General features: G+C 59.1%; 21 protein-coding genes and 1 pseudogene. 5 read left to right on the top strand and 17 right to left on the bottom strand.

All coding sequences use genetic code 11. The annotated features are described in order from the left end of the window. Nucleotides 1–6: 6 nt before the first annotated feature. The 3 genes from AC25BC_RS33150 to AC25BC_RS33140 all read right to left on the bottom strand — a co-directional run bounded on the left by AC25BC_RS33150 (nucleotide 7) and on the right by AC25BC_RS33140 (nucleotide 2,987). Nucleotides 7–2,022, bottom strand: a complete 2,016-nt coding sequence (locus AC25BC_RS33150; RefSeq protein ID WP_128406055.1) for a polysaccharide biosynthesis protein — start codon at nucleotides 2,020–2,022, stop codon at nucleotides 7–9. 123 nt (nucleotides 2,023–2,145) lie between these two features. Further along, entirely contained in the window at nucleotides 2,146–2,712 is a 567-nt protein-coding gene (locus AC25BC_RS33145) for a sugar transferase (protein WP_128439995.1), read from the bottom strand. Between the two features lie 92 nt (nucleotides 2,713–2,804). Then, on the bottom strand, nucleotides 2,805–2,987 hold the full coding sequence (locus AC25BC_RS33140) for a hypothetical protein (RefSeq protein ID WP_128439957.1): 183 nt from the start codon (nucleotides 2,985–2,987) through the stop codon (nucleotides 2,805–2,807). Nucleotides 2,988–3,404: 417 nt separating this feature from the next. On the opposite strand from AC25BC_RS33140, the gene AC25BC_RS33135 reads away from it, so the two are divergent. Further along, nucleotides 3,405–3,650, top strand: a complete 246-nt coding sequence (locus tag AC25BC_RS33135) for a hypothetical protein (protein ID WP_128439958.1) — start codon at nucleotides 3,405–3,407, stop codon at nucleotides 3,648–3,650. Nucleotides 3,651–4,126: 476 nt separating this feature from the next. Here the strand turns inward: AC25BC_RS33135 and AC25BC_RS33130 are convergent, their stop codons facing one another. The 4 genes from AC25BC_RS33130 to AC25BC_RS33115 form a co-directional block, all read right to left on the bottom strand. Next, nucleotides 4,127–4,891, bottom strand: coding sequence for a glutamine amidotransferase (locus AC25BC_RS33130; RefSeq protein ID WP_128439959.1), 765 nt, complete (start codon nucleotides 4,889–4,891; stop codon nucleotides 4,127–4,129). A gap of 67 nt (nucleotides 4,892–4,958) precedes the next feature. Next, on the bottom strand, nucleotides 4,959–5,963 hold the full coding sequence (locus AC25BC_RS33125) for a rhamnose ABC transporter substrate-binding protein (protein ID WP_012759921.1): 1,005 nt from the start codon (nucleotides 5,961–5,963) through the stop codon (nucleotides 4,959–4,961). A gap of 51 nt (nucleotides 5,964–6,014) precedes the next feature. Beyond that, complete coding sequence (locus AC25BC_RS33120; protein ID WP_128439960.1) at nucleotides 6,015–7,025, bottom strand: ABC transporter permease; 1,011 nt, start codon at nucleotides 7,023–7,025, stop codon at nucleotides 6,015–6,017. Then, entirely contained in the window at nucleotides 7,022–9,610 is a 2,589-nt protein-coding gene (locus AC25BC_RS33115) for an ATP-binding cassette domain-containing protein (RefSeq protein ID WP_128439961.1), read from the bottom strand. The genes AC25BC_RS33120 and AC25BC_RS33115 overlap by 4 nt, the downstream gene beginning before the upstream one ends. A 282-nt stretch (nucleotides 9,611–9,892) precedes the next feature. Here AC25BC_RS33115 and AC25BC_RS33110 point away from each other — a divergent pair, with 282 nt between their 5' ends. Next, a complete protein-coding gene (locus tag AC25BC_RS33110; protein ID WP_128439962.1) occupies nucleotides 9,893–11,125 on the top strand; it encodes an ROK family transcriptional regulator in 1,233 nt (410 codons plus the stop codon). Between the two features lie 560 nt (nucleotides 11,126–11,685). Here the strand turns inward: AC25BC_RS33110 and rpsU are convergent. Beyond that, entirely contained in the window at nucleotides 11,686–11,925 is a 240-nt protein-coding gene (rpsU, locus tag AC25BC_RS33105) for a 30S ribosomal protein S21 (RefSeq protein WP_003554884.1), read from the bottom strand. 386 nt (nucleotides 11,926–12,311) lie between these two features. On the opposite strand from rpsU, the gene AC25BC_RS33100 reads away from it, so the two are divergent. Next, nucleotides 12,312–12,920, top strand: coding sequence for a J domain-containing protein (locus tag AC25BC_RS33100; protein WP_128439963.1), 609 nt, complete (start codon nucleotides 12,312–12,314; stop codon nucleotides 12,918–12,920). A gap of 75 nt (nucleotides 12,921–12,995) precedes the next feature. Here AC25BC_RS33100 and AC25BC_RS33095 read toward each other — a convergent pair whose 3' ends face one another. The 8 genes and pseudogenes from AC25BC_RS33095 to AC25BC_RS33060 all read right to left on the bottom strand — a co-directional run bounded on the left by AC25BC_RS33095 (nucleotide 12,996) and on the right by AC25BC_RS33060 (nucleotide 22,524). Next, nucleotides 12,996–13,214 (bottom strand): helix-turn-helix domain-containing protein, encoded by a 219-nt coding sequence (locus AC25BC_RS33095; RefSeq protein ID WP_128439964.1) that lies wholly within the window; start codon nucleotides 13,212–13,214, stop codon nucleotides 12,996–12,998. 139 nt (nucleotides 13,215–13,353) lie between these two features. Continuing rightward, on the bottom strand, nucleotides 13,354–14,424 hold the full coding sequence (locus AC25BC_RS33090) for a lipocalin-like domain-containing protein (RefSeq protein ID WP_128439965.1): 1,071 nt from the start codon (nucleotides 14,422–14,424) through the stop codon (nucleotides 13,354–13,356). After that, a pseudogene (locus AC25BC_RS33085) lies at nucleotides 14,414–16,815 on the bottom strand (ABC transporter permease). Before AC25BC_RS33085 ends, AC25BC_RS33090 begins: the two are co-directional and overlap by 11 nt. After that, on the bottom strand, nucleotides 16,812–17,471 hold the full coding sequence (locus AC25BC_RS33080; RefSeq protein WP_128439967.1) for an ABC transporter ATP-binding protein: 660 nt from the start codon (nucleotides 17,469–17,471) through the stop codon (nucleotides 16,812–16,814). The pseudogene AC25BC_RS33085 and the gene AC25BC_RS33080 overlap by 4 nt, the downstream one beginning before the upstream one ends. Nucleotides 17,472–17,596: 125 nt before the next feature. Beyond that, a complete protein-coding gene (locus tag AC25BC_RS33075) occupies nucleotides 17,597–19,966 on the bottom strand; it encodes a CehA/McbA family metallohydrolase domain-containing protein (protein ID WP_128439968.1) in 2,370 nt (789 codons plus the stop codon). Between the two features lie 12 nt (nucleotides 19,967–19,978). Beyond that, complete coding sequence (locus AC25BC_RS33070) at nucleotides 19,979–20,749, bottom strand: ABC transporter permease (RefSeq protein WP_128439969.1); 771 nt, start codon at nucleotides 20,747–20,749, stop codon at nucleotides 19,979–19,981. A gap of 10 nt (nucleotides 20,750–20,759) precedes the next feature. Further along, nucleotides 20,760–21,755: an ABC transporter substrate-binding protein gene (locus AC25BC_RS33065; RefSeq protein ID WP_128439970.1), complete on the bottom strand. Its 996-nt coding sequence runs from the start codon at nucleotides 21,753–21,755 to the stop codon at nucleotides 20,760–20,762. Between the two features lie 13 nt (nucleotides 21,756–21,768). Beyond that, nucleotides 21,769–22,524: an ABC transporter ATP-binding protein gene (locus tag AC25BC_RS33060; protein ID WP_206642406.1), complete on the bottom strand. Its 756-nt coding sequence runs from the start codon at nucleotides 22,522–22,524 to the stop codon at nucleotides 21,769–21,771. Nucleotides 22,525–22,740: 216 nt separating this feature from the next. Here AC25BC_RS33060 and AC25BC_RS33055 point away from each other — a divergent pair, with 216 nt between their 5' ends. After that, entirely contained in the window at nucleotides 22,741–23,463 is a 723-nt protein-coding gene (locus AC25BC_RS33055; protein ID WP_128439972.1) for a GntR family transcriptional regulator, read from the top strand. 342 nt (nucleotides 23,464–23,805) lie between these two features. Here AC25BC_RS33055 and AC25BC_RS33050 read toward each other — a convergent pair whose 3' ends face one another. Then, a complete protein-coding gene (locus tag AC25BC_RS33050) occupies nucleotides 23,806–24,705 on the bottom strand; it encodes a LysR family transcriptional regulator (protein WP_017997045.1) in 900 nt (299 codons plus the stop codon). Nucleotides 24,706–24,823: 118 nt separating this feature from the next. Here AC25BC_RS33050 and AC25BC_RS33045 point away from each other — a divergent pair, with 118 nt between their 5' ends. Further along, nucleotides 24,824–25,756, top strand: a complete 933-nt coding sequence (locus AC25BC_RS33045) for a VOC family protein (protein ID WP_017997044.1) — start codon at nucleotides 24,824–24,826, stop codon at nucleotides 25,754–25,756. Nucleotides 25,757–25,806: the final 50 nt, after the last annotated feature.

The following is a 25,806-nucleotide window of genomic DNA, read 5'->3' as shown; positions in this document are numbered from 1 at the left end:
CAGACTCTACAACGTGCTTTGAATTGGCTGAGGCAGCCGTATTGGCTCGGTACCGCTGAAAGCCAGATCCGAGACCTCACCTGTTGAGGAATAGCCGGAGACGAGTTCGGCCAACATCGCACGTGCCGCGACCATATCGTTCCGATCCAATACCGCATTGAGCGAGTTGAGCTTTTTCGAAAGCTCCGACCAGAAGAGGAAATCCTCGCGCGCCTTCATAATGCGAGGATGTTCGGTTGTTTCTGGGTTGTCGCCGATCAAAAGTTCTTCGTAGAGCTTCTCGCCGGGCCGAAGACCGGTAACGGACAGCTCGATATCGCCTTCGGGATTGTTCTCGTCGCGGACGGCCAGCCCGGAAAGCTCGACCATCTTGCGGGCGAGATCGGCGATGCGGACGGGCTCCCCCATGTCGAGCAAGAAAACATCGCCGCCGTCGGCCATCGCGCCGGCCTGTATGACGAGCTGCGAGGCTTCCGAAATGGTCATGAAATAGCGGGTTATATCAGGATGTGTCAGCGTAACGGGGCCGCCTTCCTTGATCTGCTGCCTGAAAAGCGGCACGACGGATCCGGAGGAGCCGAGGACGTTTCCGAAGCGGACCATGCAAAAATTCGTTCGCATTCTGTCAGTCGCCGATTCTGCTGCGAGCGCCTGCAGAACCATCTCTGCCAACCTCTTGCTGGCCCCCATCACATTTGTCGGACGCACGGCCTTGTCTGTACTGATCAGCACGAAATTCGAGACGCCGCATTTATTCGCCGCGCGTGCCGCGACCAGCGTACCCATCACATTGTTCTTGATGCCTTCCACGGCATTATGTTCGACAAGGGGAACATGCTTGTAAGCGGCCGCATGATAGAGCGTCTGAGGTCGCCAGCTCTGCATGACATGTTCCATGCGATCCTGATCGCGGACAGAACAGAGAATCGGGACGATCTGCGTATTTTCGTGTTTGTACAGTTCGGCCAGCTTCTGCAATTCGGCATGAATATTATAAAGCGCAAACTCGTTCTGATCGATGAGGATCAGGCTCGAAGGCTCGTTGCGCAGAATCTGGCGGCATAACTCGCCGCCGATCGAGCCACCAGCACCCGTGACCATTACCACCTTTTTACGCATCGCCTTGTCGAGCAACTCCTGCCGTGGTGCGACCGCTTCCCTCCCCAGCAGATCTTCGATCTCCAGCTCTCTGATGTCGGAGACGGCGATGCGTCCCTGAGCCAGGGCCGTGAGATCCGGCAACGTGCGAACATTGACCCTGGCTTTACGGATGTGCTCCAGGATTTCATTGCGACGCTGCCGCGATGCGGAGGGAAGAGCAAGAAGCACGTTGTGCACGCCGAGAGATTCTGCAAGCACCGGAAGGTCCGAGGGGTCGTAGATCGGCAAACCACCCATGACGCCGCCCTTGAGACGCGGGTCATCATCCAGATAGCCGACGACATTGAGTTCGGCACTGTTGATCAAGGCGCCGGCCAGCTGCCGCCCGGCCGTCCCTGCCCCATAGATCAGCACCTTGGCGAGCATATTCTTGTGAAGGATGCGCTGGTAGGCATCCCCGAGCCAGTAGCGGATACTCAACCTCGACAGCCCGATCGCAATCAACAGCAGGAAGGGCTGGAGGATACCGACGGTTCTGGGAACACCGGGGACGCTGAGGGCAGTAAATATCGTCATGAAGGCGAAGCCGTAGATCGCAATGGCCTTCAGAACAGTAATGAAAGCAGCCATATTGGCATAACGGAAGATCGCCCGGTACATGCCCATGACGATGAAGATGGGAAGGGCCATGCACAACGAAACGACGACCGGCAACCATTGCACGCCGGTCAGCACCGTCCATTCGTTGAGGCGGAAGCAATAGGCGAGCCAGATGGTCAGAACACAAAAGCTGGAATCCACCAGCAAAGCCAGGGCGCGTTTGGCAACACGCGGCATCGCCAGCAGAGGGGCGACAAGCGCTTGCAGCGGCATTAAGAACCATCCCGAGCGCGGCGTCTCAGTGGGAGTATTTTCAGGCATTGCTTACCAGCGTCTCGCAGATCAATAGACAACCACCTTCTTGTCGCTTTCTGCAACGAGCGCAACTGAAATAATCGGAAATCAAGGTCTTCTGCACCGACTTATCTATCAGAAGTAGGTAACCTAATGCCGTATGCCCTTACGGCGGATGACCTTCTCGGCAGTCATAAACAGGATGTTTATGTCGAAGCCGAACGAGCGACGTTCGAGATATTCGACATCGAATTTTACCTTCTCTGGAATCGGCAATTCGTCCCGGCCATTGATCTGCGCCCATCCCGTCAATCCGGGCAGGAGCTTGTCGACACCATGGGCGGTGCGCAACTCTATCAGATCATATTGATTGTAGAGTGCCGGCCGTGGCCCGACGAAACTCATCTTCCCCTCGAGAATGCACCAGAGCTGTGGCAGTTCGTCGAGGCTGGATTTGCGCAGAAACGAGCCGATGGGTGTCAGAAACCGATCTGGATTTTCGAGCAGATGCGTGGCAACCGTCGGTGTGTCGACGCGCATGCTGCGAAATTTCGGCATCAGGAAGATCTGATTGAAACGTCCGACACGTTTGGACCAATAGAGGATCGGTCCCGGCGAGGTCAGTCGCACACAAAGAGCGACGACAAGGATTGGAACGAGCAGGATCGCCGCCGAAATCAAAGCCAAGAAAAAATCCACCGCCCGTTTCAAACCCATGCTCCGCAGTTCTTCCGCCTTACCGGCGGTCTTTCCGCCATCCGCCCTGTCGTGTTGCCGTATCGTCAAAGACCGTTTCGCGTCAACTGCCATCATTCTCCGGTGGCGGACGGACGAGGATCGGCAAATCTTGACCCCGGAGGCAGATCGCCTCGATCAATTCGCGAAAATCGTTCACCATTTTGCGCCAACCGGTCCGTCATGAACGAATCTTCGATCAGGGCGGGATCGAGATCAATCGACGTCTGACCGGTCGCGAGCTTGACCGCGATCACGTTTGCCGCTTCCGCCTTGCAGCCAGCGCATCGATACTGCGCGCTGACGGCACCGAGAGCGCCGATCCTCTTATAGGTGATTTGCTGTTTTCTCGTCCCTGTGCTGAGCCTGACCGCCTTCGCGGTTCTCCTACGATTGAGTAGGATGAGAGCAATGCCAGCGCTTGCAAAGTAACGGATGAGGCAGCGATCGTCGCTGAATAGAGTTGAACCCGACCTGGCGCGGAGGCTATCGGACGTCGGCTACTTACATCGCCATCCGCGTCCTTTCGAACGCGACGGAGCCCAAGTCCTTTCGGACACCGGCTTTTCTACTTTGCGCTGCATCTTGACGCATGTCTCAGCTCACCGTAGCGCGGCACAATTGTCGCGTTGGCGCTGCGCCCTAATTTATATCAACGCCAAGGAGGGAACAGGATGACGACTATCACCTATCATGTCGGCGAGCACGACGGCGGATTTGCCTACCGCCTGGGAAACGTCTGGTCGGAGACCTATTCGGACCACGATAGCGCGCTCGCTGCCGCCAAGTCGGCGGCCCAGCGCCAGCACATTGAAGGCCGCGATGCCGAAATTTCATATCAGCTCGCCGATGGTCGGTGGCAGACGGAACATGCCGATGGCGGCGACCGCCCCGATACCGAAGTCGTCGACGACGAATAGTCAACCGTTGATGGGCGTCCTGGCAGAATCCTGCCTCCGCGGAAATGTGCGCATTGCCATCACTGACCCTAACGCGGGTGGCATCTGTCACTGTACCGACTGACGGCAGGGGACCCGCCGCATTCACCTACTTCGCCATATGGCCGGCCGGTCAGTTCGAGAGCGATGGCGGCACTGTCGATCGGTGGACGCCAATTCTGTCCGGAGTGCGGATGTCCTCCGTGGACAAGTAAAGCCGAGCTCAAGCAGGGCGTGTCTTTCCGAAGCGTCGACGCCCCGACACACAAGCTCTGGATCAAGCGCCGCGAGGTAAGGCTGCGCCCGGTCGACGCCTCCACGCAGTTCCAAGAGGATTCGGTTTAGCAAATCCATGATCGCTGCGAACCCACGCATTTGGAATAGAGACGAGTGACCGCACCTTGCTTCAAAGAAACTGCGAGAGATTTTCGGCGCTCGCCGTCGTTCGAACGATCCCCCTAAATTTCTCGAGCGAGCCAGCGGATCATGTTGGCCATCAGCAGATCATAACCGGGCCATTTCATAAAGTCTTGGGACAGCCAGTGAGGACCGATGTCGGTCGTCCAAGCCAGAGTCCGGCCGGCGCCATAGTCGCGAACCGACAGGAGCGGCATTTGTCCGGTGCGATGGCCGCAATTAATCAGTGTTTTTGTCTCCATGTCGCCGCGGGCGGCAACGCGGTTCATGCCAAGGACATAAGGTATCGGCGATGGCACTCCTGCCAGTATCGGATGACCGATTTCATGAATGACCGGATCCAGGCCCTCTGGCGCCTCCAAGCCATCAGCGCCAGGAAAACACTCGATAGGAAGGCATTCCTCCACCGCCGTGCCGCGGAACATGGCAAGGCCATCGATGCCTTGAAAGCTGCAATATCCGCCTGCCATCATCAGCGCCCCACCTTGATCCACCCACTCCCTCAGAAGCGCGAGGCGGTTCACGGAGCGGCGGCCTGCCCTCGTCTGCGGGGTGTGGAGAAGCGACAGCGCGCCCACGTCGGACAACACGACCGCCGAATAGGCGTCAAGTCCGTCCATCGTCGTCGGAAATTCGCTTTCGCAACGCTCGCCGCCGATCTGGACGACCACGACGCCATGCGCCGCAAGGCCCTGAATGTAGCGCTCGGCACCGTTCGAATATCGCGCAGACGCTCCAACTTCATATCCCTTGGAGGCAAAGGAGGTGACGTGAAACGTCTCGCCGGCAAGCAGAACTGGCTTCATGGTGGTCTCCCGATGTCAGTTGAATCGGGTGGTGCCACTGCGGCACCACCCTTCACGTCGACGGATTTCAGAACTTGAATTCTTCGACGTTTGCCGGCGTCACGATATCCGCAGGTCCAAGAAGAACTTCGCCGTTAGCTCCAACCTTGTAGGAACCGAGCCTGCCTGCTTCGAAGGTCTCACCCTCCTTGCCCGTCAATTTGCACTGCGCGACGGCCTGGGCCGCATAGTAGGTGAGGTAGCCGAGATCCTTGACGTTCCACCAAATATCCTGAACGGAGCCGTTCTGGATATACTTCTTAATGAGGGTTGCCGGCGCCAGACCGGTCAGCTTGACCTTGCCGAGAAGGCCCGCCTGGTCCATTGCGCGGGCAGCCGCGGGCAAGCCGATGCCGGCCGGGATGATGATGCCCTTGAGGTTCGGAAATGCCTGCGCCAAGGCCAGCGCCTGCTGCTGGTTGACCTGTTCGCTCTCCTGGCCATAGGCGACCTGAACGAGCTTCATCTTGGAGTATTTCTTGTCGCCCGCCATCGTCTTCTTCATGAAGTCGATCCAGGCATTCTGGTTTGTGGCCGTCGGGGTCGAGGACAGGATCGCAAACTCGCCGTCATAGTTGATCATCTGCCCCATCGATTCCAGCATCATTTCGGCCAGGCTGTCGCCGGCCGCCTGATTGAGGAAGACGGAACGGGCGGCAGTCGATACGTCGGAATCATAGGATACGACTTTCACACCCTGCTTGGCCGCGCGGCGCAAGGCGGGGGCCACGGCATTGGCGTCGTTGGCGGAGATCGCGATGACACCGACTTTCTGCGAAACCAGATTGTTGATGAAATCGATCTGCGCCTCGGCGGTTGCCTGCGACGGAGCCTGCTTGATCGCCTTGCCGCCGATCTCCTTTGCAGCCTCTTCCGCACCTGTTTGTGCAACCTGGAAATAGGGGTCTGTGTCGAGCTTGGGCAGGAAGCCCACCGTGACCGGTTCCTTGGCGCATTCCTGCGCGTTTGCCGCCGCGATGCTGGCGATCAAGCTGCCCGCGACAAGTAGAGTTTTGAAAAGATGCGATGTCATGTCGGTTCCTCCTCGAGATATCCGGTTCGGTGAAGCAGGCTAGCCCCGGAACTACTCGCCTGTTTTGACTTTGAAATATCGCGTTCGAACGCTGGCGAAGACGCGTTCCGCCGTATTGCTGGCCAACAGCGAAACGATGAGCAGAAGGCCGATGACCGTCCCCTGCGCGTCGCCGCCGATCTGCAGCAGCCCAAGGACGTTGCGAATGGTGGCGACCAGCAGAAGTGCCCACAGCACGCCGGTCAGCCGGCCACGCCCGCCGAAGACGCTGATCCCGCCCAGAAGCGCGATGGTGATAACGTCGAGCTCGATACCGACTGCGTTGTTGGCGCGAGCATTTGCAAGCCGCGCCGCGTAGACCATGCCAGCCGCCGCACAGACCACCCCTGATGTGACGAACAAGCCAAACACCGTTCGGGCGAGACGAATGCCGGAATAGCGCGCGGCGTCGGGACTTCCGCCGATCGCATAGATGCGTCGGCCGAGCGGCATCTTTTGAAGCGCTATGGCGAAAATCGGGGCAAGCAGCAGAAAGGGAAGGATGGTCAGCGGCACCGGCGATGTGCCGACAGTATCGATACCGAAATCGAGGAAGCTGTCGGGAAAGTTGTTGATCGAGTCCGAGCCGAGTAGAATATAGGCAATGCCGCGAAACAGAGCCATCGTTCCGAGCGTCACGACAAGGGAGGGAAGACCGAGTTTCGTGACCAGCAGGCCGTTGAAGGCGCCGCAAATTCCGCCGGCGACAAGCGTCACCGGAATGGCCAGCAGGAGTGGCGCGCCTGCTTGGATGAGCAAGCCGAAGATCACGCTGGTCAGCGCTAATATGCTGCCGACGGACAGGTCGATTTCGCGCGCAATGATCAGCAGGACCATCGGCAATACAATGAGCGCGCGCTCTGAAATGCCGGCAACAGCCTGCGAAATATTGAAGACGGAAGCGAAGTTCGGCACGCCCAAGAGAGCGTAGGCAACGACGGCGATCGTCAGCACCGCCAGGAAATTGTCCCAGTTGGCAAAGCGGGTGACGAAGTCGGGATTGCGCTCAGAGTTTCCGCTCATCGATGTGCTCCCTTGCGCTTGCCGGCGGCGCGGCGGGCGACGAGCGCGTCGATGCCGATGGCGGCGAGAATGACGAGGCCATAGACCCCTTGCAGCCAAAGGGGATCGACACGCACGAGCGTCAGCCCGTTGTTGATGATGAGCAGCATCAGGGCGCCGGCGGCGACGCCCAGCACCGTGCCGGAGCCGCCGCGAACGGCAATACCCCCGACGACGACAGCCGCAATCACGGTCAACTCGAAACCATATGCAACGCGTGCATCGACTGTGGCGTAACGAGAAGCCCAGAGCGCACCATCGAACCCGGCCAGAAGCCCGGCTGCTGAAAAGGCCATCAGGATGCGCGCACGCGAGGGAATGCCGATGAGGCTCGCTCCGCCGGGATTGGAACCGATGGCAAACAGTTCCCTGCCGATCGAGGTATTGCGGAGGATATAGGCAACGACGAGCAGGGTGGCGATGGCGATCAGGAGCACAGCCGGAACTCCGAAAATATTCGCTGCCGTCATATCAAGCCAGGCTTGCGGCACCTGGTCGGCGCTCACCTGCGTTCCGCCGGCCCAAAGGCTGTTGATGCCCCGGAAGATGGACATGGTGCCAAGCGTGACGACGATGGCCGGTACGCGGCCGTAGGTCACGATGAGCCCATTCAGGAAGCCTGCGGCGAGCCCGATCGCACAAGCCAGTACGACCCCACCCATCACGCCGATCTCGGGATGCAGATGGATCGTCGAGGCCGCTCCATAGGCTGCAAGGCCAATGATCGCAGCCACGGAAAGATCAATGCTGCGGGTGATCACAACAAGCATTTGGGCGACTGCGACGATCATCAGAAGGCCGGCATCCATTGCCAGGGCGGATAGATTTGCGCCGCTGAGCATACGTATGTTCAATATTGAAATCGGAATGACGACAGCCGCAATGGCCGCAAACAGGCCCAATTCCCGGCGGGCGAGAACCCGCCGCCATGTGCCCTGCGCTGCTCTTTCCGGGATCACCGATTTTTCGTCCCGATGCGGGACCGGCTGGACAACGATCTCGCCGTCCACCTTCTTGACGATCGCGTCTGTCGCAGCGCCGATCACCTTTTCTTGCGTGGCCTCGTCGTGGAGGAATTCGGCCGTGACCGAGCCTTCCCTCAGCACGATCATGCGGTCGGCCATGCCAAGCAGTTCCGGCAGTTCGGATGAGATCAGGATGATCGCCATGCCTTTGGCGGCGAGATCGGTCATCATCGCATGGACATCGGCCTTGGTCTGAACGTCGATGCCTTGCGTCGGCTCGTCGAGGATTAGGATGCGAGGATTAGTCGCTAGCCATTTTGCCAGAACGACTTTTTGCTGGTTGCCGCCGGACAGCGCGCCGACCGGCTGATCGAAGGACTTGAAACGCAGCCGAAGACGGTCAAGAAACGGCTTTGCAATGCCAATTTCCTTTTCGCGCGACATCAACCCGCCTCGGGTCGCGTTGTCGAGCACAGTCAACGACGCGTTGTTCAGAATAGGGAAGTCCATAACCAGGCTCTGCCCGATCCGGTCTTCGGAAACATAGGCTATGCCGTTGCCCATGGCATCTTTCGGCGAGGCAAAGCGCATTGTTTTGCCATCGATTGCAATCGTTCCCCCTGTCGGCTGATCGATGCCAAACAGGACCCGGGCGATCTCGGTCCGGCCACTGCCGACCAATCCGCCGAACCCCAGGATTTCGCCAGCTCTCAGTTGAAACGACACATCCTGGAACGAACCGTCACAGGACAGTCCTCTGACGTCAAGAACCACATCGCCAGGCGCCGTGTTGTTGCGCGGATAGAGCCCATCCAGGGAACGCCCGACCATCATCTGGACGGCACGTTCACGGGATAGATCCGCTGCAATCTCCGTTCCGACATGGCGACCATCACGCAGGACGGCGATACGATCGGCGACGCGATAGATCTCGTCCATGCGATGGCCAACGAACATCATCGCCACCCCTTGCGGGCGGAGATTGTCCACAACCGTAAACAACCGTTCCACCTCTCTCTGCGACAAGGCTGCTGTTGGTTCGTCCATGATCAAAACGCGTGCGTCGAGCGAAAGCGCACGGGCAATTTCGACGAGCTGCTGCTCGGATGTCCGCAGCCGCCCCAAAGGGGCTGTGACATCCACGTCGAGGCCGACGAGCGTCAGAAGGCGCGCAGCCTCGCTTTGCATCTGCCTGTGGTCAAGTTTCCAGCGTAACCCGGTCTGCCCGATGAAGAGATTTTCGGCGATGCTGAGATCGGGAAAAAGACCTGGATGCTGATGCATGACGGCGACACCGGCACGCTGCGCCTCCAGTGGAGACGCGAACGCAACGGGCTTGCCCAGCATGACGACCTGGCCGCCATCTGGCCGATGGACGCCGGCCAGAAGCTTGACGCATGTGCTTTTGCCTGCACCGTTCTCTCCAAGCAGGGCAAGCACCTCTCCTGCCCGCAGTTCAATCGACACATTTGCGACAGCGACGGTGCCACCAAAAACCTTCGTGACGCCCTCGAGCGACGCGACGACTTGGCCGGTCGCCCTCGTCCCAGCAGCTTTTGGTCTGCCTGAAACATCAAGCATCCGGCGCATCCGGAATGACGAGAATTTCCAACCACGCGCAGCGAGCCATTCCTGGTGCCTCCTCCGACCCCCTAGGGCAGACAACTCCACCCAACTCCCATCGGGCATTTATTAAAGCAGTTTACTATAATAATGCTTGATTGTGGTCAACCCACATTTTAAAGATGGCCTCTAGAGACAGCGTCCTGGCCTGCGCGATAGTTGCGTAAATTCAGCGGTCGCGTTACCGGTGCTGGCACTTAAAGCAACGTGCTTTGAATGGTCCTTTCACGGTTGGATCGCATGGCAGGAAAAGGCAGTAATTCCGTCCAGCTTCGCCACTACAACGAGCGCGTTGTTCTGGACGCAGTGCGACGCTTTGGCCAAGCATCCAAGGCGGAGATCGCGCGGTTCGCACATCTTACCCCACCAGCTGTTGCGGCGATCGTTGAGGCTCTTGTCGCAGGTGGCTATCTGGTCGAAAATGGCAAGCGCTTCGGCGGCAAGGGCCAGCCGTCTGCAATGTACGGGCTTGCGAGCACCGGGGCTTATTCGATCGGCTTTCATATCGGCCGCAGAGCGATGGATGCCATCCTAATCGACTTTGCGGGGCAAATCTCCGCGTTCGAGACCCACGACTACGATCATCCGGATCCCGACAGCATAAAGCGCCTAGGCGCTGCCGCCATCGGGCGTTTCAAGTCACAGCTTGGCGCTGTTCATAGCTCGCGCCTGATCGGCATCGGGATTTCCGCCCCTTATTTCATTGGTGGATGGGACGAGGAGCTCGGATTTCCCGGTGATGTCCAACTGGCCTGGCGGTCCTTTGACCTGAAGGGCCATTTTGCCGACACCCACAGTCTTCCTGTCATGATCGAGAATGACGCGTCGGCAGCTGCCGTCGCGGAATTGGTGTACGGGTTGGGTAAGAAATTTTCTGACTTCCTCCACATCTCACTCAGCACATTCGTCGGCGGCGGCCTTGTCCTCGATGGGACCCTGCAGACTGGTCCGAACGGCAATACCGCAGCTTACGGGCCGTTCCCGGTGACACATTCGACGCTAAGCTCCGTTCCCAAGCCGGCCGGAAAATTCGAAGTCCTGCTTCATCGTGCCTCAATCTATACCCTCGTCCATCATCTCAGGACCAACGGTATAGACATCAGGCGGGTCCGTGATCTCGACCCGATGCCGCCAGCCGCGCGCACATTTGTTTCCGAGTGGCAGGACGACTGCGCGGATGCTCTTGCCCAGGCGATTATCGGAAGCATTGCCGTCATCGATGTCGAAGCGGTTGTCATCGACGGGCTTCTCCCCGCTCCACTGCTGATGGAAACCGTTGCCCGCGTCCGGCAATGTTTTTCAGAGATGGTCCCCCCCGGCTTGATCGCACCCACGATCACCGCCGGTGCCCTGGGAGCCCGGGGTTCCGCGCTCGGAGCGAGCATTCTTCCGCTCTACCTGATGTTCGGTCCGGATACCGGCGTTCTCATGAAAAAAGGCAACGACAAGAAGCCGCTTTTGATTGGCTCATAGGAAAGTTGATCGTGCCTTTAGCTTCCAGGGGTAAAAACGAATACCTGGCGCTGCGGCGGGCGGGGCGAAACAGGATATGCCATTACTTTTTGCATTCGGCTTGATGAGAAGCAGGCACAAGACTTTCGCCCGTCAGTTTCCCGGCGTTTATTCTCCCACCGGGAATCGGATGAGGGCGGGCGCGAAACACACCTCCCATCGCGGATGTGTCAAGGCAATGAAGATTATCCTTCGTGCGTGGCAGCATGGACATCTGCGCCCGCCTTTCGATTAGGCTGACGGCGCTACAGGTATTTGGTTTTCCGCATGTCGTGATCGCAACCGCGCAGTAATGCGGGACATGCTTGAGACGCCGCTATCCTCTGGATCGGCCCCTGAAGCGCGGCGAGCTGTTCTGCAATCAGCCGCCGTGTCGGGCTGCACACCGCGCTTGATAAAAGGGCGCCAGGGGCGTCGATGCTTTCGACCAGTTTCAACTCGGTACGGCGTGTTGGAAAGGAATGTCTCGGACACAAGAAGTCCTGTCCTTGGCGGACAGAACATCCGTCATTCGATCCCCTTTAGCGACCAGAAGCTCTTGCTTTCTTGGGGGCCGAAATACCGCTTTCCCGCTCAAGCTTTTTGCGAGCGAGTTTACGGACACGCCTGATGCCCTCGGCCTTCTCACGAGCACGTTTTTCGGAGGGCTTTTCAAAACGCTCCCGAAGTCGGGCCTCCCGGAATACGCCCTCGCGCTGCAACTTCTTTTTCAAAAAACGGAGCGCTTGCTCAACGTTGTTGTCACGTACCAGAACCTGCATTCTAAAACTCCTAGAATTGCTAACGCGCCTCATTAGATCCACGCGCGTTGATGATCAAGCCTTGGAACGCCGATTGCCTAAATTCTCTGTCGTCACTGTTTCATGGGCACGATCGCGAATGGGGCTAGAGGTAAGCTCTGCCAGGGTCGGAAGTTTCGCAGCTAAAGGATGACTGAAAACCTCCCCAATTGGACTGAGTTGCCCGCGTCAAATCGAACGCGATGATTTACCAGTTTCCTATTTGCGGCCCGGCGCGAGGCGGTCTGATGATCGCCACGATTGATCTAAGGGCAGCCGCAGCATTGCCCAGTTTGACCGGATTGGGAGATTAAAGCCAGGCCGCGTGGCAGCTTGCCGGTTCTATGAAAAACGCCATATAACGCGCGATGACGTTTGATTCGAAAATTTTTGTCGGCCTGAGGCCCACGAGCAAAAAATCAGCTCTTCCCCCCGAGCCTTCCCAGTCGAAATGCCAGTGGGACGGTTGCGAAAGCGGCGGCACCAATCGTGCGCCCGTTGGGCGAGATGCGGAGGGTTTGTACCTGCTGTTCTGCCCGCAACATGCGAGAGAATACAATAGGGGATATAATTTCGCGAGCAATCTGTCTGATCCGGTGACCGCCCGCTATCAGAATGAGGCAGCAAGCGGCGCCCGTAAGACGTGGGGGACCCGCGTTGATCATGCGACAGAGATGCCGCTTCCTTCGACCGTCCGCTCGGGCACAGCAAAAACCCTGAACGCGCGCAAGAGTGCTGCCCAACACCAAGCAACGAAAGCTGACCTCCAGCGACGTAAGCTCAAGGTATTGGAAGCGAAAGCCTTCGAAACACTCGGCCTTTCGCAGGACGCGGCGCCCGAGGAGATCAGGCGCCGTTATAAGCAAATGCTCAAGCTGCATCATCCAGACGCCAACCGAGGAGATCGAAACTCGGAAGCTGAACTCCAGGCGTCAATCGACGCCCATAAAATCCTCAAGTTGAACGGGTTCTGCTAAATCTGAGACACAGTCTCTGCGGGTCAACAGGCAAGACGTCGCTGTGGAAAAGCTGTGTAGTGCGCGGCGCACGTTTCAAATCTTGTCTAAAACGCCTAGAGCGGCTGCGGTCCTTCGTATCCTTGACGCGTCGCAATCCGCGTCGTTCTCGAGAGCTGTCACCTCGGCCACAGTCAGACCAGTGGTTTCTGCCACGTCATCCAGCGAATAGCCGCGAGCCGCGCGAGCTTCCGCAAGCAAGCCGCCGACGGACAGAGCAACAGGGGACTTCACAATCTTCGAGGCCATGTTCATGTCGTTAAAGCTCCTTTTGGCGGGCCGAAAAACGTACAAAACAGTTTCATAGTTCCAACGCACTGCCCGGGCCCGGGCGATTTCCGCCGGTTCGCACCGTTCGACGTAGGAGCTGTTACCTACGCGTGAGACGTAGCAGCTAATAGCCGGTCATTTCAAGATATCCGACACCCGACGTGGAGCCTGTGAAGTTGATCGGCCCCTCCCAATAAGGCGTAGAGGTCGCCATCCAGGACTGCTCGTTCAGCGGTTTCGTCGTAATATCAAGTGACTTACTCGGCACGCGTATGCGCCACTCAACCGGCATCCGGCGCCCATCGACCGTTGCCTTCCGCGTCGGCTCCAGTTGGACGTCGTCTTTCGACAAAAGTGTCGTTCGTCCATCCGCCGATATCCAGTTCGCGGAGATAAACCCGTCCTTGTCATCACGAAGGCGAAAAGCCATCAGCTTGTCGCCGGAATTCAGATGCAGTGAGAACCAATCCCACCCCGTCTGATTGGACGCAAGCGGCTGCGACGACCACTCCCGATCCAGCCAGGCTTTGCCAGTGACCTTAACCGGCGCTCCGGATGTCGTGATCGTTCCCGCCACCTCATAGAAAGGCTGCGAGTAATAGTAGCTCGCCTGCCCGTTCGCCGACTTCACGGAAAAGCCGTTTTCCCCCTGAAGAACGAGCGGGCCGTCGGCCTTGAGGTCTAAGGTGTAGCTGAAGTCCAGCCCGCCCGCAGAGACTGAAAGGTTGCCAAAGGCGTCCGAGCCGGTTCGCTCGCTACCCTCCAACCGCCAGTCGTCTATCCAAGCCCGAAATGGTCTTGCGGCAACGCCTGCCTGCCCGACGCCTCCCCGCCCCAAGCGCTCAGCGACGTACTGATGACCTTGGGTGGTGATCGCCGCGTGCCCAGCCCAGATCTGCGGATCCGCGAAACCTGCCTTGTCTCCCGGAGCCAGCGCAGAGCGAAACAGCGTCCACTGCGCTCCATATTGCCTGCCATCCTCGTCTTTGAGATTGGCGGTAACATACCACCACTCAATGCGATAATCAGGATGAGCGCCATGATCGGCGGGGAAAGAAAGAGCAGAACCCCGCTCCGGGATCGCAAAACCTTGCGCATCCGATCCCAATCCGGCGAAGCCTTGCGCAAATCCCTGACCGCTCGCGCAAATCATAGCCGCCGCTATCAGGACAGATGCCGACTTTCTACCGTTCATTGGCGAAAATCCCCAGCAGGTCCGCAGGATTGATCGAGGCCAGACGCCGAACCGGCACCAGCACCGACAGCAATGCAGCAGCAAGAGCGATTGCTCCCAGCCAAAACCAGTCCATTGGAAACACCATCATTGGCAATCGCCAACCAAAAGCCTCCACGTTCACGATCGCAAGCAGGACCCACGCCAGGGTAAGACCGACCGGGATCGCAGCCATAAATGTCGCCAGCCAGAGTGCAAGTGTCCGGGCAACCTCGTAGAGCGCCAGATCCCGTCGCCGTACACCCATTGCCCATACTGGCGCGAGTTGCGGAAGCCGAATACCAGACAGCGTCAGGAGACTTGAGAACATGGCAAATCCTGCCACAGCAAGGGTGAGGACGTTCAACGCGCCCGTCACCTTGAATGTCCGATCGAAGATGGCTCTCGATTGCCGCTTAAGTGAAGCCTGGTCAACGATCGCGGTATCCGGAAGGCCAAACTCCTCGACCAGCCGACGCTTGAGATCTTGGGCTTGCTCGGGAGCAACTCGGACACCGTAGCGAAGTTTCGGGACATCGGGATAATGATCGACCAGCGTTTTGATCCCGACTATCACTTGCCCATTCGGATTTCCATAGTCCGAGTACACGCCGACCACAGTTGCGCTCCAGCCTCCAGGCATGACCAACGGCTGGCCGATCTTGGCTTCGCCGCGACGCCACATCTGTTCGTTGATCAGAGCACCCTGCCCGGCGGCGATCCTTGCCCAAACGTCGTTTTCGGAAGCGATCAACGGCCAGTGCTCCCGGTAGGTCGAATTGTCCGCAACGCCAAAGATCTGGATCTGTTCGCCAAGCACCTCGGCGTCGACGCTCCAGATGGGCAAGACCGCTGTTGAGCGTGGTGGAAGCCAGACTCGGAGACGCGCAGCTTCCTCCTCATCCTTGGCAGTGACGTAAAGCTCGGCGGCCAGGCGTTGATCCAGCCATCCGATGAAAGTCAGCCGGAAGCTCGATACCATCGTGCCGACGCCGATGTTTGCCGACAATGCCAGCAGCAGAGCCATCAAAGCCAGCGACAAGCCGGGAAGCTGTATGCGGGTGTCGGCCCAGAACCATTCCATGAGGGCGCTTCGTGCCAAATGCTGCGCTTTGGTCAGGATGACCGCAAGAAGTCCAGGTAGCACCAGAGCTGTTCCAAGAAGCAGGCAGCCAAGTGTCGCAAAACCCGCCACCAGCCCGGACGCAGCTATCGCCAGGATAGCAGCCAAGATCATCAGAACTCCGCCCGTTCCCGCTTGAAAGGCAAGCGATCTGGCCGACTTCTTGCCCACGCTCGCGGCTGGGCGGCAGCTAAAATCGGCAGCTTCCAAACCCGCCACAGGCTCTGGCCAGACGAGACAGCGGTTCCTCCGAGAGCAATCGCCAGTCCAGCCAACCACCACTCCGGCCGAATGGATAGCGAGCCTGACACATTGGCACCGTAGAGGCCCCTGAGGGTCGCGGCGACACCCGGCATCAGGAGCCATGCTATGACGTAGCCGAGCATGACGCCGATCAAGCCCGATATGAGCGCCAGCATAGAAAGCTCGATCAAGAGCACCGTGATCAATGCTCGAAGCGAGACACCAAGAGATCTGAGTGTACGAAAAGTGCCTCGACGCTGTTCGAAGGTCAGGCCCGTGGCGGAATACACGATGAAGAGCCCGACGATGCACGAAAGGAAGCCGAAAGCCGTAAGGTTGAGGTGGAAGCTGTCTGTGAGGCGAGCGACGTCTGGTTGTTCACCCGGTTCGCGGATCGTCAATCCCGCCTGATCGATTGCTTCCGCGGTGATCCTTTGATCGGCCCCGACCACCAGGCGGTCGATCTTCCCGTGCTTGTAGAGCAACCTGTCGGCGACCGATATGTCGACAAAGGCAGCACCGTCGGGAACTTTACCATCGATTTTGACGCTCATGTCGGTACTGCCACGGAGCCGCTCGGCAGTCGCGCTCGACACAATCAACTGTCCACTGGCTGAAAAGAAGCCGGATAGGTCTAGACTGCTGGCGACGGTCTGGTTCCGGGTGTCCCTTGGCATCGTCAGAGGTTCGATACCAACCAATCTGATTCTTGTGCTTCCGAAGCGGTAGCTGCCCTCGATCACGGGCGAAACATTCAGACCCGCTCGACGCAGGCTGCCATAGACCTCGCTCGCGATGCCGTCACCGTCCTTGGCGACGATCTCCCGGAGGTTGCCTTGCTCCAGAACCGAAGCCGCCCGCGCATAGCTCGCCCTCGCCTCGGCGTTGATAGCCTGAACGCCGGACCAGAGAGCCGTCGCCAGCGCAATCCCCATGACCAGCGTCAGAAGCTGGAGAGGTCTCCGACGCCAGTGTGACAGCAGGGCTGCGAATGCGACGACGTTCATTCGGCAATCTTCCCACCGCGAAGGACCACTGTTCGGTCCAGACGCGCTGCAAGCCTCGTGGAGTGGGTGACGAGAAGCAGAGCCGATCCCACCGTCCGGGCCAGGTTGAGCATCAGATCGAGGACGGCATCGCCTGTTTGCTCATCCAGGTTGCCCGTTGGCTCGTCCGCAAGGACGAGAGGAGGTCGAGCAGCCAAGGTTCGCCCGATTGCAACGCGCTGCTGTTGGCCTCCGGAAAGTTGCTCGGGATATCGGGCGGTGTATTCTTCCAACCCCAATTCCTCGATCAACTGCCTTTCCCAAGCGTGATCGTACCGGTTTGCAAGCTTGGCGTGGAACGAGATGTTGGCTGCGACGCTCAGTGATGGGATGAGGTTAAACTGTTGAAAAACGAGGCCGACCTTCGTTCTCCTGTATCGGGCCCGTTCGCTTTCAGCAAATAGCCCCAGATCGCTGCCATCCATCACGACCGAGCCACTGTCTGCACGGTCGAGCCCGCCTGCCAGATGCAGCAATGTGCTTTTGCCACTGCCAGACTCTCCGGTTAGAGCAACACTTTCGCCCGCAGCGACTTCCAGATCGACGCCCTTCAGGATTTCAATCGGGCTCTCCGCAGCGGAATAGGATTTTCTAACGCCTGCGAGGGTGAGGATCATCTCGGTCTTCTCGAACACGGAGTTTGCAGAATGCAAAACCTCCGGTGACCTAAGAACTTTCGAGAAGGATCGCAAGATCCGTGCGGCAGCACAAAAACAGCGGCCCGCATCAGCTTACGCTCAGTTCAAGCTGTCATGAACAGCGGTGACGTCCAAATGCGGGATTGATCCCTCTGTCTCGCCGTCAGGAAAAGCGGGTGTTCGCGGCCGTGGCTCAATCCAAGTCCTGGAAGCGGTATCTCGCCTGAGAGATCGCGTGGAAGAGGGCGATCGGTGACGCGCTCCAACAGAAGTCGAAGCTCGACACCCTGAAGATCGACCGAGATCGAGCCCTTTGCGATCAGCTCGCTTCCGCATGCCTCTAAAAACACCTCGGGAGCATGGACATGTGGCGGCGGCTGGAGCGGATCCCCGATCTTGCTGTAGCCATGGAGCTTCGCGGCTACGACGATGCGCGCGTCGCGCAGGTCGGAAAGCTTAAGTTCGATTCCGTCGACGTCGCCATGTGTTGCCGTCCTGAAGCCGAGGGTGCCGAGCCCAGTGCGCCAAACGCTTTGTTCGGGATGATCGAAACCGATGCCGCGCGCATCCAGAAGCGCTGCACCGGTGACAGCCACTTCGCCGCTCCAATAGGCCGCGCGATAGCGATCCTTTATCCGCGCGCCGCCGAAACGGATCCGCACACTGCGCTCACTGAGGCCCGCTTCGGCATGCAGATCACGTCGCCACACCATGCGGTCGCCGTCGAAAAGCTGAACTTCCTCCCAGCCGGCGTGGCCGAGCAGGCGGTAAGAGAGCGGCTGATTGAGCTCGGCGTCAAACACCTCGCCCATGAAATGTTTGCCTTGGGATAGAACCGCAAAACTCCGTTCACCAGTCGTGGCAAAAGTGCGCCTCGCCCGAAGTGCAGCGCCAACGCCAGCACGGTCGAAACCGTCGGCGATGACGCCGGTGAGCCCCCCACGTGCACCGAAGGTTCCGGTGGCCGGCGCACCACCGCCGCATCGGCCCTGATGTTCGTCGCTAGCGGCGGAAGCGCCCACTCTGTGTCCGCGAGCTAGAGCTTCGACGTAGAGCCAATGAAATTGTCCCCAGGCGGAGCCAATCTCGATGAGGCGTTCCAGCTCCGGATGGTTCCAGTCGAGAATGCAGCGCCGGCCACCCACATGTGGGATCAGCAAATGGCCTTCCGGATCATCCGTATAGGCTCCATACAGCCGGTCAACCGGCCATATCCCAGGACGGATCGCTCCCGCCGTCGTCTCATTCCATTCGAAAGAGCGCAGGGAACGTCCCTGCTCGTCGAACGGAAACCTGGGCTTGCCGTCGCGCAGGAAGACGACGTTTCGGTCGCCACCGGCAGCGGAGTTGCCGCACCATTCGGTGCCTGGATAGCAGACGAAGCGATCGGGCTCGTTGAGTTCGTGGATGGTCTTGACGGCCGCGTCCCAGTTCGTCTCGGTGATGTTGAAATCGTTGACGGTGTAGCCCACCACGTCAAGTCCGGCGATGTCGCGCCCGTAGGTGAGATTGTAGGTGGCATCATTGGTGCCAACGGTGTCGTCGGAATGGACGTGAAGATCGGCATAGAGAGGGCGCAAGGCACCCTCTTCGCTCTGTACATAGGCGATGCCCGGTGCGACGCCGGGTTCGTCATTCATCCATGCTTCCAATTTCCACTCGCCGGCAGCAGCGAAGGAAAGGCCGGAAATCCGCGCAAATGTCCAGCCTTCCGCGGCGAATGCCACTAGCTCCGTTCGTTGCCCGCCATCCGGGGCAGTAATGACGAGCGCACCATGCAGGTCTCGACCCTGGCAAGTGTTTCCCCATATATCATCGACGCGCACGATAGCGTCGAAGAAGTGACCGCTGCCAACCAGCCGCGGCGCGATGACCTGAAGGGCCTGCGGCTGCCCGGCCGCGATTTCCAATTTGCAGTCGCCTGGCACCTCCGCAAATTTTGAGCTACCCAGCGGATCGACGAACAGCCGGAAACGGAACACCTTCTCCACGAAAGTCTGCACCCGTGTGCCGGCGCCGCCCTGCCGCCGATCGCCCAGACGGATGACGATCCTGTCGCCGGGGTTGAGATAGCCGTCGACGACGTCGATGATGACCGCCTTCTGGAAGGGACGTTCGTGTCCCTTCTGATCGAAACGCACCTTCAATGCTTGAACGGTACCTGGGCTTTGCCCCGAAACCAGAGGACCGGCGTGGTATTCGGCGGAAATATAGTTGGCGCCCGTCGGCTCCGTTGTCTGGAACAGCGCCCAGTCGGAATAGAACTTGAAGGCAAGCTTCAGCCACGCACCGTCTGCGAGGCCGACAGCTCCGACCTCATAAACGAGCTCCAATTCGGTCCACTCGCCCGCCGTCAGCGTCTGCCGCTGACAGCTTAGACGGCCGAGGAAGGGCAGAGTATCGAAATGATCGGCAAGCCCCATCGGAGAATGGGCGCTGGCTTGAATCGTCTTTTCTGGCAAAATCTTTGTCATGGGGATCGTCCGTTATTGTCCGCGCCAGCCTTCGTAGCGGCGCTCTATCCGTCGAAACACGAGGCTCTCCATCAGCCACGCGGTAAGTCCTATCAGCGCGATGCCGAGAAGCACCTGCGCCGAATTACCAACCTGCCCGCCCATGGCGACCATCCAGCCGATACCTTGAGATGCGCCGATCATCTCGGCTGCAACAAGCGCGCGCCACGCCTGGGCAAAACCGATGCGCAAGGCGGCAGTGAGGAAGGGGAGGGAGGCCGGAAGATATACATGGGCCAGCAATTGCAGCCTTTTGGCACCCAGCATGCGCGCGGCACGCACCTCGCCGCTGCTGATGGAAAGCACGCCTTCCTGAATCGTCTGGGCCATCGGAAAGGCCGATGCGATGAATATGACGACGGCAATGGAAAGATATCCGAGGCCGAAGAAGATCAGCGACAGCGGCGCCCAAGCGATCGGAGGGATGGCCATGAAGAGACCGAGCAGCGGCTGGACGAATTCGCGAAACGGCCGCCAAAGTCCGGCAGACACGCCGATGAGCACGGCGGCCACGACGGCTGCGCCGAAGCCGCCGAATTCGCGCAACAAGCTCGCCACGACCTGGCGACCCAACTCGCCCGACCGGATCCAGCGAACCCCCTCGGCCGCCACGTCCCACGGCTGCGGCAGCACATAGGAGGGAACGCGGCTTGCCGCGATGCTCCACACGACAAGGAGGAACGGAAGCGCTGCCCAGCGCCAGGACGGTTGCGGAAAACGCAGCCGCGCTGCCAACTTCTTCATCGATCGGATCTCATCGTTGAGCGGCCGCTTTTGCGGCGAAGCTGTCGTCAATGATGTCGTCGACATTCAAGCGCTTTTCGAGAAAGCCGAGGGCCACCGAGTAGTCGATGAGCCGCTGGATGAAGGCACGGTCGGAGGGCTTGATTTCCGCCGACCACCCAAGGCGTTTCCTCGCCTCCGTGACGATCGCTTCCGGCGGAACGATACTTCCGTCCGCGGCCGTCAGGGATTCCAGCTTAAAGCTTTGGGCGATGATCCGGTCGGCCTCTTCGGGATGCTCCCGCAGAAACGCAATGGCCTTCGAATTCGCTCGCAACAGTTTCACGAGATCGTCCGGGCGTTCCTTCAGCGTCTTGGCAGGCGCTGCGATGACGTACCAGGGATAGCCGGGCAAAGCTCCGTTCACGTCGAAGACGACGCGACCCGCACCGCGGAGCACCGATTGGCTGATGAAGGGCTCCCACAAAAAGGCTGCATCGACGACGCCGGTATCGAGGGCAGCGTTCATGTTACCCATGGGCATTTGCGACAGCGCAAGATCCGTATCCGGGCTGAGGCCGGCGGCCTCTTTGAGAACGTAGCCACGCAGCAGCACGTCCATGCCGCTGCCCCTGTTGACGCCGGCAAGCCTCTTGCCCTTGAGGTCGGAAAGGGCGTGGATCGGACCGTCAGTCTTCGCGATTACCGCTGCCTGACCATAGTTGACCTTGGCGATGATTTTCGCGTCGAGACCGCGCGCCGCCCATTGATAGACCGGGGGCGCACCGATATAGGCCACATCGATTTCGCCTCCAGCCACCGCCTGCTGGATGACGGGACCATCGCCGAAACCCTTGAGCTCGACGTTCAACCCCTCGTCGCGAAAATAACCTTTCTCCTCGGCGATCAGGGCAGGCGCATTGGCCATTGCCTGGACCCAGCCAATGCGAAGCGGCCGCGGGTCCTCGGCATGGGCAGGCAAAGCGGCTGCGAGGGCCAGAAGAACTGCGGGTAGAATGTGTTTCATCGGATGCTCCCCTTCAGGTAACGGGTAGATTGCTGGTCATGCCTTTGGCGATTTCCTCCGAGAGCTGTTCGCGCAGTTGAGCGAATAAAGGATTGGCTCTCGTGCCACGCTGATCGCGAGGACGCGGCAAATCGATTGCCACTTCGGCGGTGATGCCTGTCGGCGGTAGCCCAAGGACGAGAACCCTGTCGGCAAGATAGATCGCTTCGTCGATGTCATGGGTGATGAACAGTACGGTCTTCCCCAAGCCCGACCAGATGCGCAGCAATTCATCATTGAGGGATGCACGCGTCAGGGCGTCGAGCGCTGCGAATGGTTCGTCCATGAGCAGGAGGCGCGGCTCGAGCGCCAGTGAGCGCGCCAGCGCAACCCGCTGACGCTGGCCGCCCGACAATCGGTGAGGCGGCTCCTGTGCCTGCTCTTCCAGGCCGACAAGTCGAAGAAAATTAAGCGCGACGTCTCTCTGCTCCTTCGCAGATCCACGGCGATTCATGCGCAGGCCAAAGCGAACATTTTCCAGGGCACTCAACCAAGGGAAGAGGTTTGGCGACTGAAATACATATCCAAGGACCGGATGCTCCGGGACAACAGGCACGCCGTCTATGGTGATATGCCCCGATTGCGGGCGCAGGAAGCCCGAGAGAAGATTAAGGAGCGTCGACTTGCCACAACCGGACGGACCCAGGATCGCCACGAATTCTCCCGACCGAGCCTTCAGCGAAAACCGTTCGAATACGGCGCGTCGGCTTTCGGGATAGGCGAACGCCATGCGGTCCACCGAGAAGGCGGCGCCGGATGAAACCGGCCTTGGGATAACTGGAGATGCCATGTTGCGTTAGGACGACCCTGGATTGGAGTTGCCCCAATTTTTAATACATTATAATACAGGTTATCAACGTGAAGAGTTCCCCTTGTGTGACAGCAAAAGGGAACGCTATTCCAAACCTTCGCAGCTTCGTGGTGTTTTCGACCCTATGGAAAATAGATGAGTCTCATACGCAATAACCCGGTGGCTATGTACCTGCAGATCGCCGATCGGCTCCGTGCCGAGATCACCGAAGGCGCCTACGAGCCGTCCGGACGGCTCCCGTCGGAATCGCAAATTATGGCACGCTTCACAGTCAGTCGCGTCACCGTGCGGCTGGCGCTCCAACAACTCGATAGGGATGGGCTGATCGAACGCCGGAAAGGCAAAGGCACTTTCGTGGCCGGCAAGCAGGTGCGCCATCAAATTGATACACTTCGTAGCTTTCATGAATCGCTGAAAGTCCACGGCTTCGACGCTACGATGCGCATTGTCGAGTTGACCGCAATTGAAACACCGTCTGCTTTCGTCCCGCTGTTCGGGCCGACATGCGCACTTCTGGAACGGCTTCATGTGGTGAATGACGAGCCGATTGCATTGGGCCGAAGCTTCTTGCCGGCTTTCATGTCGGAGCTGGAGCGAGAGATCGCCGAACAGCAACCAACTTATGCATTACTGAAAGACAGAGCCGGCGCCGACATTGTCTCCGCTGAGATTGCGATCGGGGCGCGTGCTGTCTCGCCTCGGATAACGTCGCTGATTGGAGCGGCTGAACATGCAGTCCTGCTTGTGCTGAAACGGAGTTCCTATTTCGAAACCGGCGCTTGCGCCGAAAAGTCTGAATTTTTTATTCGACCAGAGCGGTACCAGTTTGTCCTCGGCAGTCGAACGCCCGACCGCTGAGAGTTCGACAGATTGGATATCTGATTTAGGCATGAAATTCTGAGCGAAGCGGCCCTTGAAGGCTAGGAAATCCCCTATGCGCCGGAATCGTTGGCTCGGGACTTCCTGGCCGTCCCAAAGCTCGCGGCTGTTCTAGCGGACTGGTCACCGCGCTTGCCTGGTCTCTTGCTGCATTACCCGGGCAATCGTCACGTGCCGTCGGCTCTTCGGGCATTCATCGACCTTCTCCAGGAGAGAAGCCGGCGGTTGCAGTCGCAAAAGGGTGGGACTTGATTCTGTCCCGGTTGCCTGGATTGGCGCCTTCGAAGAACGCCGTTCAGTCCGGCAGGAGTTTGCGGCAACTCATTCCATAGTGGTCATGAACGCAGGAACCTGCTGCTCGAAGAACTTAGAGAACGACGCGATGCGCGGCGGCAGCGACTGGTATGGCGGATAATAGAGCGTCAGCCACAGATCCGGCGGCGACCAATTTTTCAGAATATGAACCAGCCGCCCGGTGCGCAGATGCTCGGCGACATGGAACTTCGGCAGCATGGCGACACCGACCCCGTCGGCCGCCATGCTCGCCAGGACTTCGCCGCTGTTGGCGCTGAACGCCCGCCCCGCTGAGATGTTGGCACTGCCGCTACCGTCCGACAATACCCAGTTTTCCCGCCTGCTCTCGCCGCTATATGCAAGGCAGTCGTCAGGGGTCAGCTGGCTTGGATGCTTCACCTCCGTAAATCGGCTACCTGGCGCAGCCACCAGGATACGCCGGACCATGCTGATTTTCCTCCAGATCGTGAACTTGTCGGACGGCGCCGCAGAGATCCGGATCGCGAGATCGTAGTCGTCGTCGATAATGTTGACGAGCCCGTCAGCGAGTGAAATCTCAAAACTTATCTTCGGGTACAACTCTTTGAAACCGGCCAGGATCGGGGGCAGAGCCTGCTGCCCGAACCAGGTCGGCGCACTGATCCGCAGGCGACCATGGTCGGCCTTGTGCGTGTTCATGAGGTCAGCGCGTGCATTCTCCAACGCCTCCATCGCCGGCTTGATCTGGGCTGCATAGATCGCGCCGTCGGTCGTCAATGAAACCTGCCGTGTCGTCCGCACGAAAAGCTGCACGCCCAACTCGTTCTCGAGTGCGGCAATCGCTCTGGTGACCGCCGCCGGCGTCATATCGAGCTCCCGCGCGACTTGCGCGAAATTGCGCTTTTCCGCAGCCATCAAGAACGTCCTAAGCGCCCTGTAGTCGTTCATTTATTATTTCATCCTGAGCAATTCATTCGAAATCTTTATTGCAATTCCGGAGAGCAGGCAAGCGAACTAGATTTCAAGCACGCACAACGAACCACATCGGCGATGAAAGGAAAACATCATGATCAAGGATATCAAAGGGCTGCACCACGTCACCTCGATGGCTTCGGACGCCCGTCAGAACAATGCGTTCTTCACCGACGCACTCGGGCTTCGCCGCGTGAAGAAGACCGTGAACTTCGACGACCCGGCGGTCTATCACCTCTACTACGGTGACGAGAACGGCACTCCCGGCACAGTCATGACCTACTTCCCTTTTCCCGACGTGATGCGCGGCCGCGCAGGCGTTGGCGAAGTCAGCGAAACGCAGTTCGCAGTGCCCAGGGGCTCGCTCTCGTTCTGGCAGGATCGCCTGTCTGCAAAGGGAGCCGCCAACCTGCATACCGACACTGCCTTCGGCGCTGCCCGCCTCCTGTTCAAGGGGCCGGACGGCGAAGGGTTTGCCCTTGTCGAAGCGGAAAACGACGGCCGCAAGACCTGGGACGGCGCCGGCATCGACGAAAGCGTCGGCATCCGCGGCTTCACCGGCGCCAAGTTCCGCCTGCATGACGCCGATGCGACGTCCGAACTGCTCGGTTTCATGGGCTACCAGCGCGCCGAAACGGATGGTGAGGTGACCCGCTTCATCATGCCCGGCGGCAATGGTGCGGACACGATCGACCTCGAGGTCCTTCCGAAGACGCCATTCGCAAGGCAGGGCGCGGGCTCGGTGCATCACATCGCTTTCGCCGTCGAGAATCGGGCAAAGCAACTCGAAGTCCGCAAGGCCCTGATGGATACGGGCTACCAGGTCACGCCGGTAATCGACCGAGATTATTTCTGGGCCATCTACTTCCGCACTCCCGGCGGCGTGCTCTTCGAAATCGCCACCAACGAACCCGGTTTCGACAGGGACGAAGACACGGCACATCTTGGCGAGGTCTTGAAACTGCCGGCACGCTACGAGCCCTATCGTGACCAGATCGAAGCCGGCCTGACCCCGCTCGCCGCCTGAGGTCGCTTTCCGACAATACGGCGGCATAACTTTCAAGACGTGCCGCCTTC

Source organism: Rhizobium sp. WSM409 (genome assembly GCF_057653825.1).
This window is presented reverse-complemented; position numbering and strand designations above follow the sequence as displayed.

Excerpts from the sequence above, each read along its gene's own strand:
- AC25BC_RS33115 (WP_128439961.1), bottom strand. The coding sequence starts at position 9,610 with ATGCTTGATGTTTCAGGCAGACCAAAAGCTGCTGGGACGAGGGCGACC.
- AC25BC_RS33095 (WP_128439964.1), bottom strand. The coding sequence starts at position 13,214 with ATGAACATGGCCTCGAAGATTGTGAAGTCCCCTGTTGCTCTGTCCGTC.
- AC25BC_RS33130 (WP_128439959.1), bottom strand. The coding sequence starts at position 4,891 with ATGAAGCCAGTTCTGCTTGCCGGCGAGACGTTTCACGTCACCTCCTTT.
- AC25BC_RS33145 (WP_128439995.1), bottom strand. The coding sequence starts at position 2,712 with ATGGGTTTGAAACGGGCGGTGGATTTTTTCTTGGCTTTGATTTCGGCG.
- AC25BC_RS33090 (WP_128439965.1), bottom strand. The coding sequence starts at position 14,424 with ATGAACGGTAGAAAGTCGGCATCTGTCCTGATAGCGGCGGCTATGATT.
- AC25BC_RS33045 (WP_017997044.1), top strand. The coding sequence starts at position 24,824 with ATGATCAAGGATATCAAAGGGCTGCACCACGTCACCTCGATGGCTTCG.
- AC25BC_RS33050 (WP_017997045.1), bottom strand. The coding sequence starts at position 24,705 with ATGAACGACTACAGGGCGCTTAGGACGTTCTTGATGGCTGCGGAAAAG.
- rpsU (WP_003554884.1), bottom strand. The coding sequence starts at position 11,925 with ATGCAGGTTCTGGTACGTGACAACAACGTTGAGCAAGCGCTCCGTTTT.
- AC25BC_RS33070 (WP_128439969.1), bottom strand. The coding sequence starts at position 20,749 with ATGAAGAAGTTGGCAGCGCGGCTGCGTTTTCCGCAACCGTCCTGGCGC.
- AC25BC_RS33135 (WP_128439958.1), top strand. The coding sequence starts at position 3,405 with ATGACGACTATCACCTATCATGTCGGCGAGCACGACGGCGGATTTGCC.
- AC25BC_RS33075 (WP_128439968.1), bottom strand. The coding sequence starts at position 19,966 with ATGACAAAGATTTTGCCAGAAAAGACGATTCAAGCCAGCGCCCATTCT.
- AC25BC_RS33080 (WP_128439967.1), bottom strand. The coding sequence starts at position 17,471 with ATGATCCTCACCCTCGCAGGCGTTAGAAAATCCTATTCCGCTGCGGAG.
- AC25BC_RS33065 (WP_128439970.1), bottom strand. The coding sequence starts at position 21,755 with ATGAAACACATTCTACCCGCAGTTCTTCTGGCCCTCGCAGCCGCTTTG.
- AC25BC_RS33150 (WP_128406055.1), bottom strand. The coding sequence starts at position 2,022 with ATGCCTGAAAATACTCCCACTGAGACGCCGCGCTCGGGATGGTTCTTA.
- AC25BC_RS33125 (WP_012759921.1), bottom strand. The coding sequence starts at position 5,963 with ATGACATCGCATCTTTTCAAAACTCTACTTGTCGCGGGCAGCTTGATC.
- AC25BC_RS33100 (WP_128439963.1), top strand. The coding sequence starts at position 12,312 with ATGACGTTTGATTCGAAAATTTTTGTCGGCCTGAGGCCCACGAGCAAA.
- AC25BC_RS33055 (WP_128439972.1), top strand. The coding sequence starts at position 22,741 with ATGAGTCTCATACGCAATAACCCGGTGGCTATGTACCTGCAGATCGCC.
- AC25BC_RS33120 (WP_128439960.1), bottom strand. The coding sequence starts at position 7,025 with ATGAGCGGAAACTCTGAGCGCAATCCCGACTTCGTCACCCGCTTTGCC.
- AC25BC_RS33060 (WP_206642406.1), bottom strand. The coding sequence starts at position 22,524 with ATGGCGTTCGCCTATCCCGAAAGCCGACGCGCCGTATTCGAACGGTTT.
- AC25BC_RS33110 (WP_128439962.1), top strand. The coding sequence starts at position 9,893 with ATGGCAGGAAAAGGCAGTAATTCCGTCCAGCTTCGCCACTACAACGAG.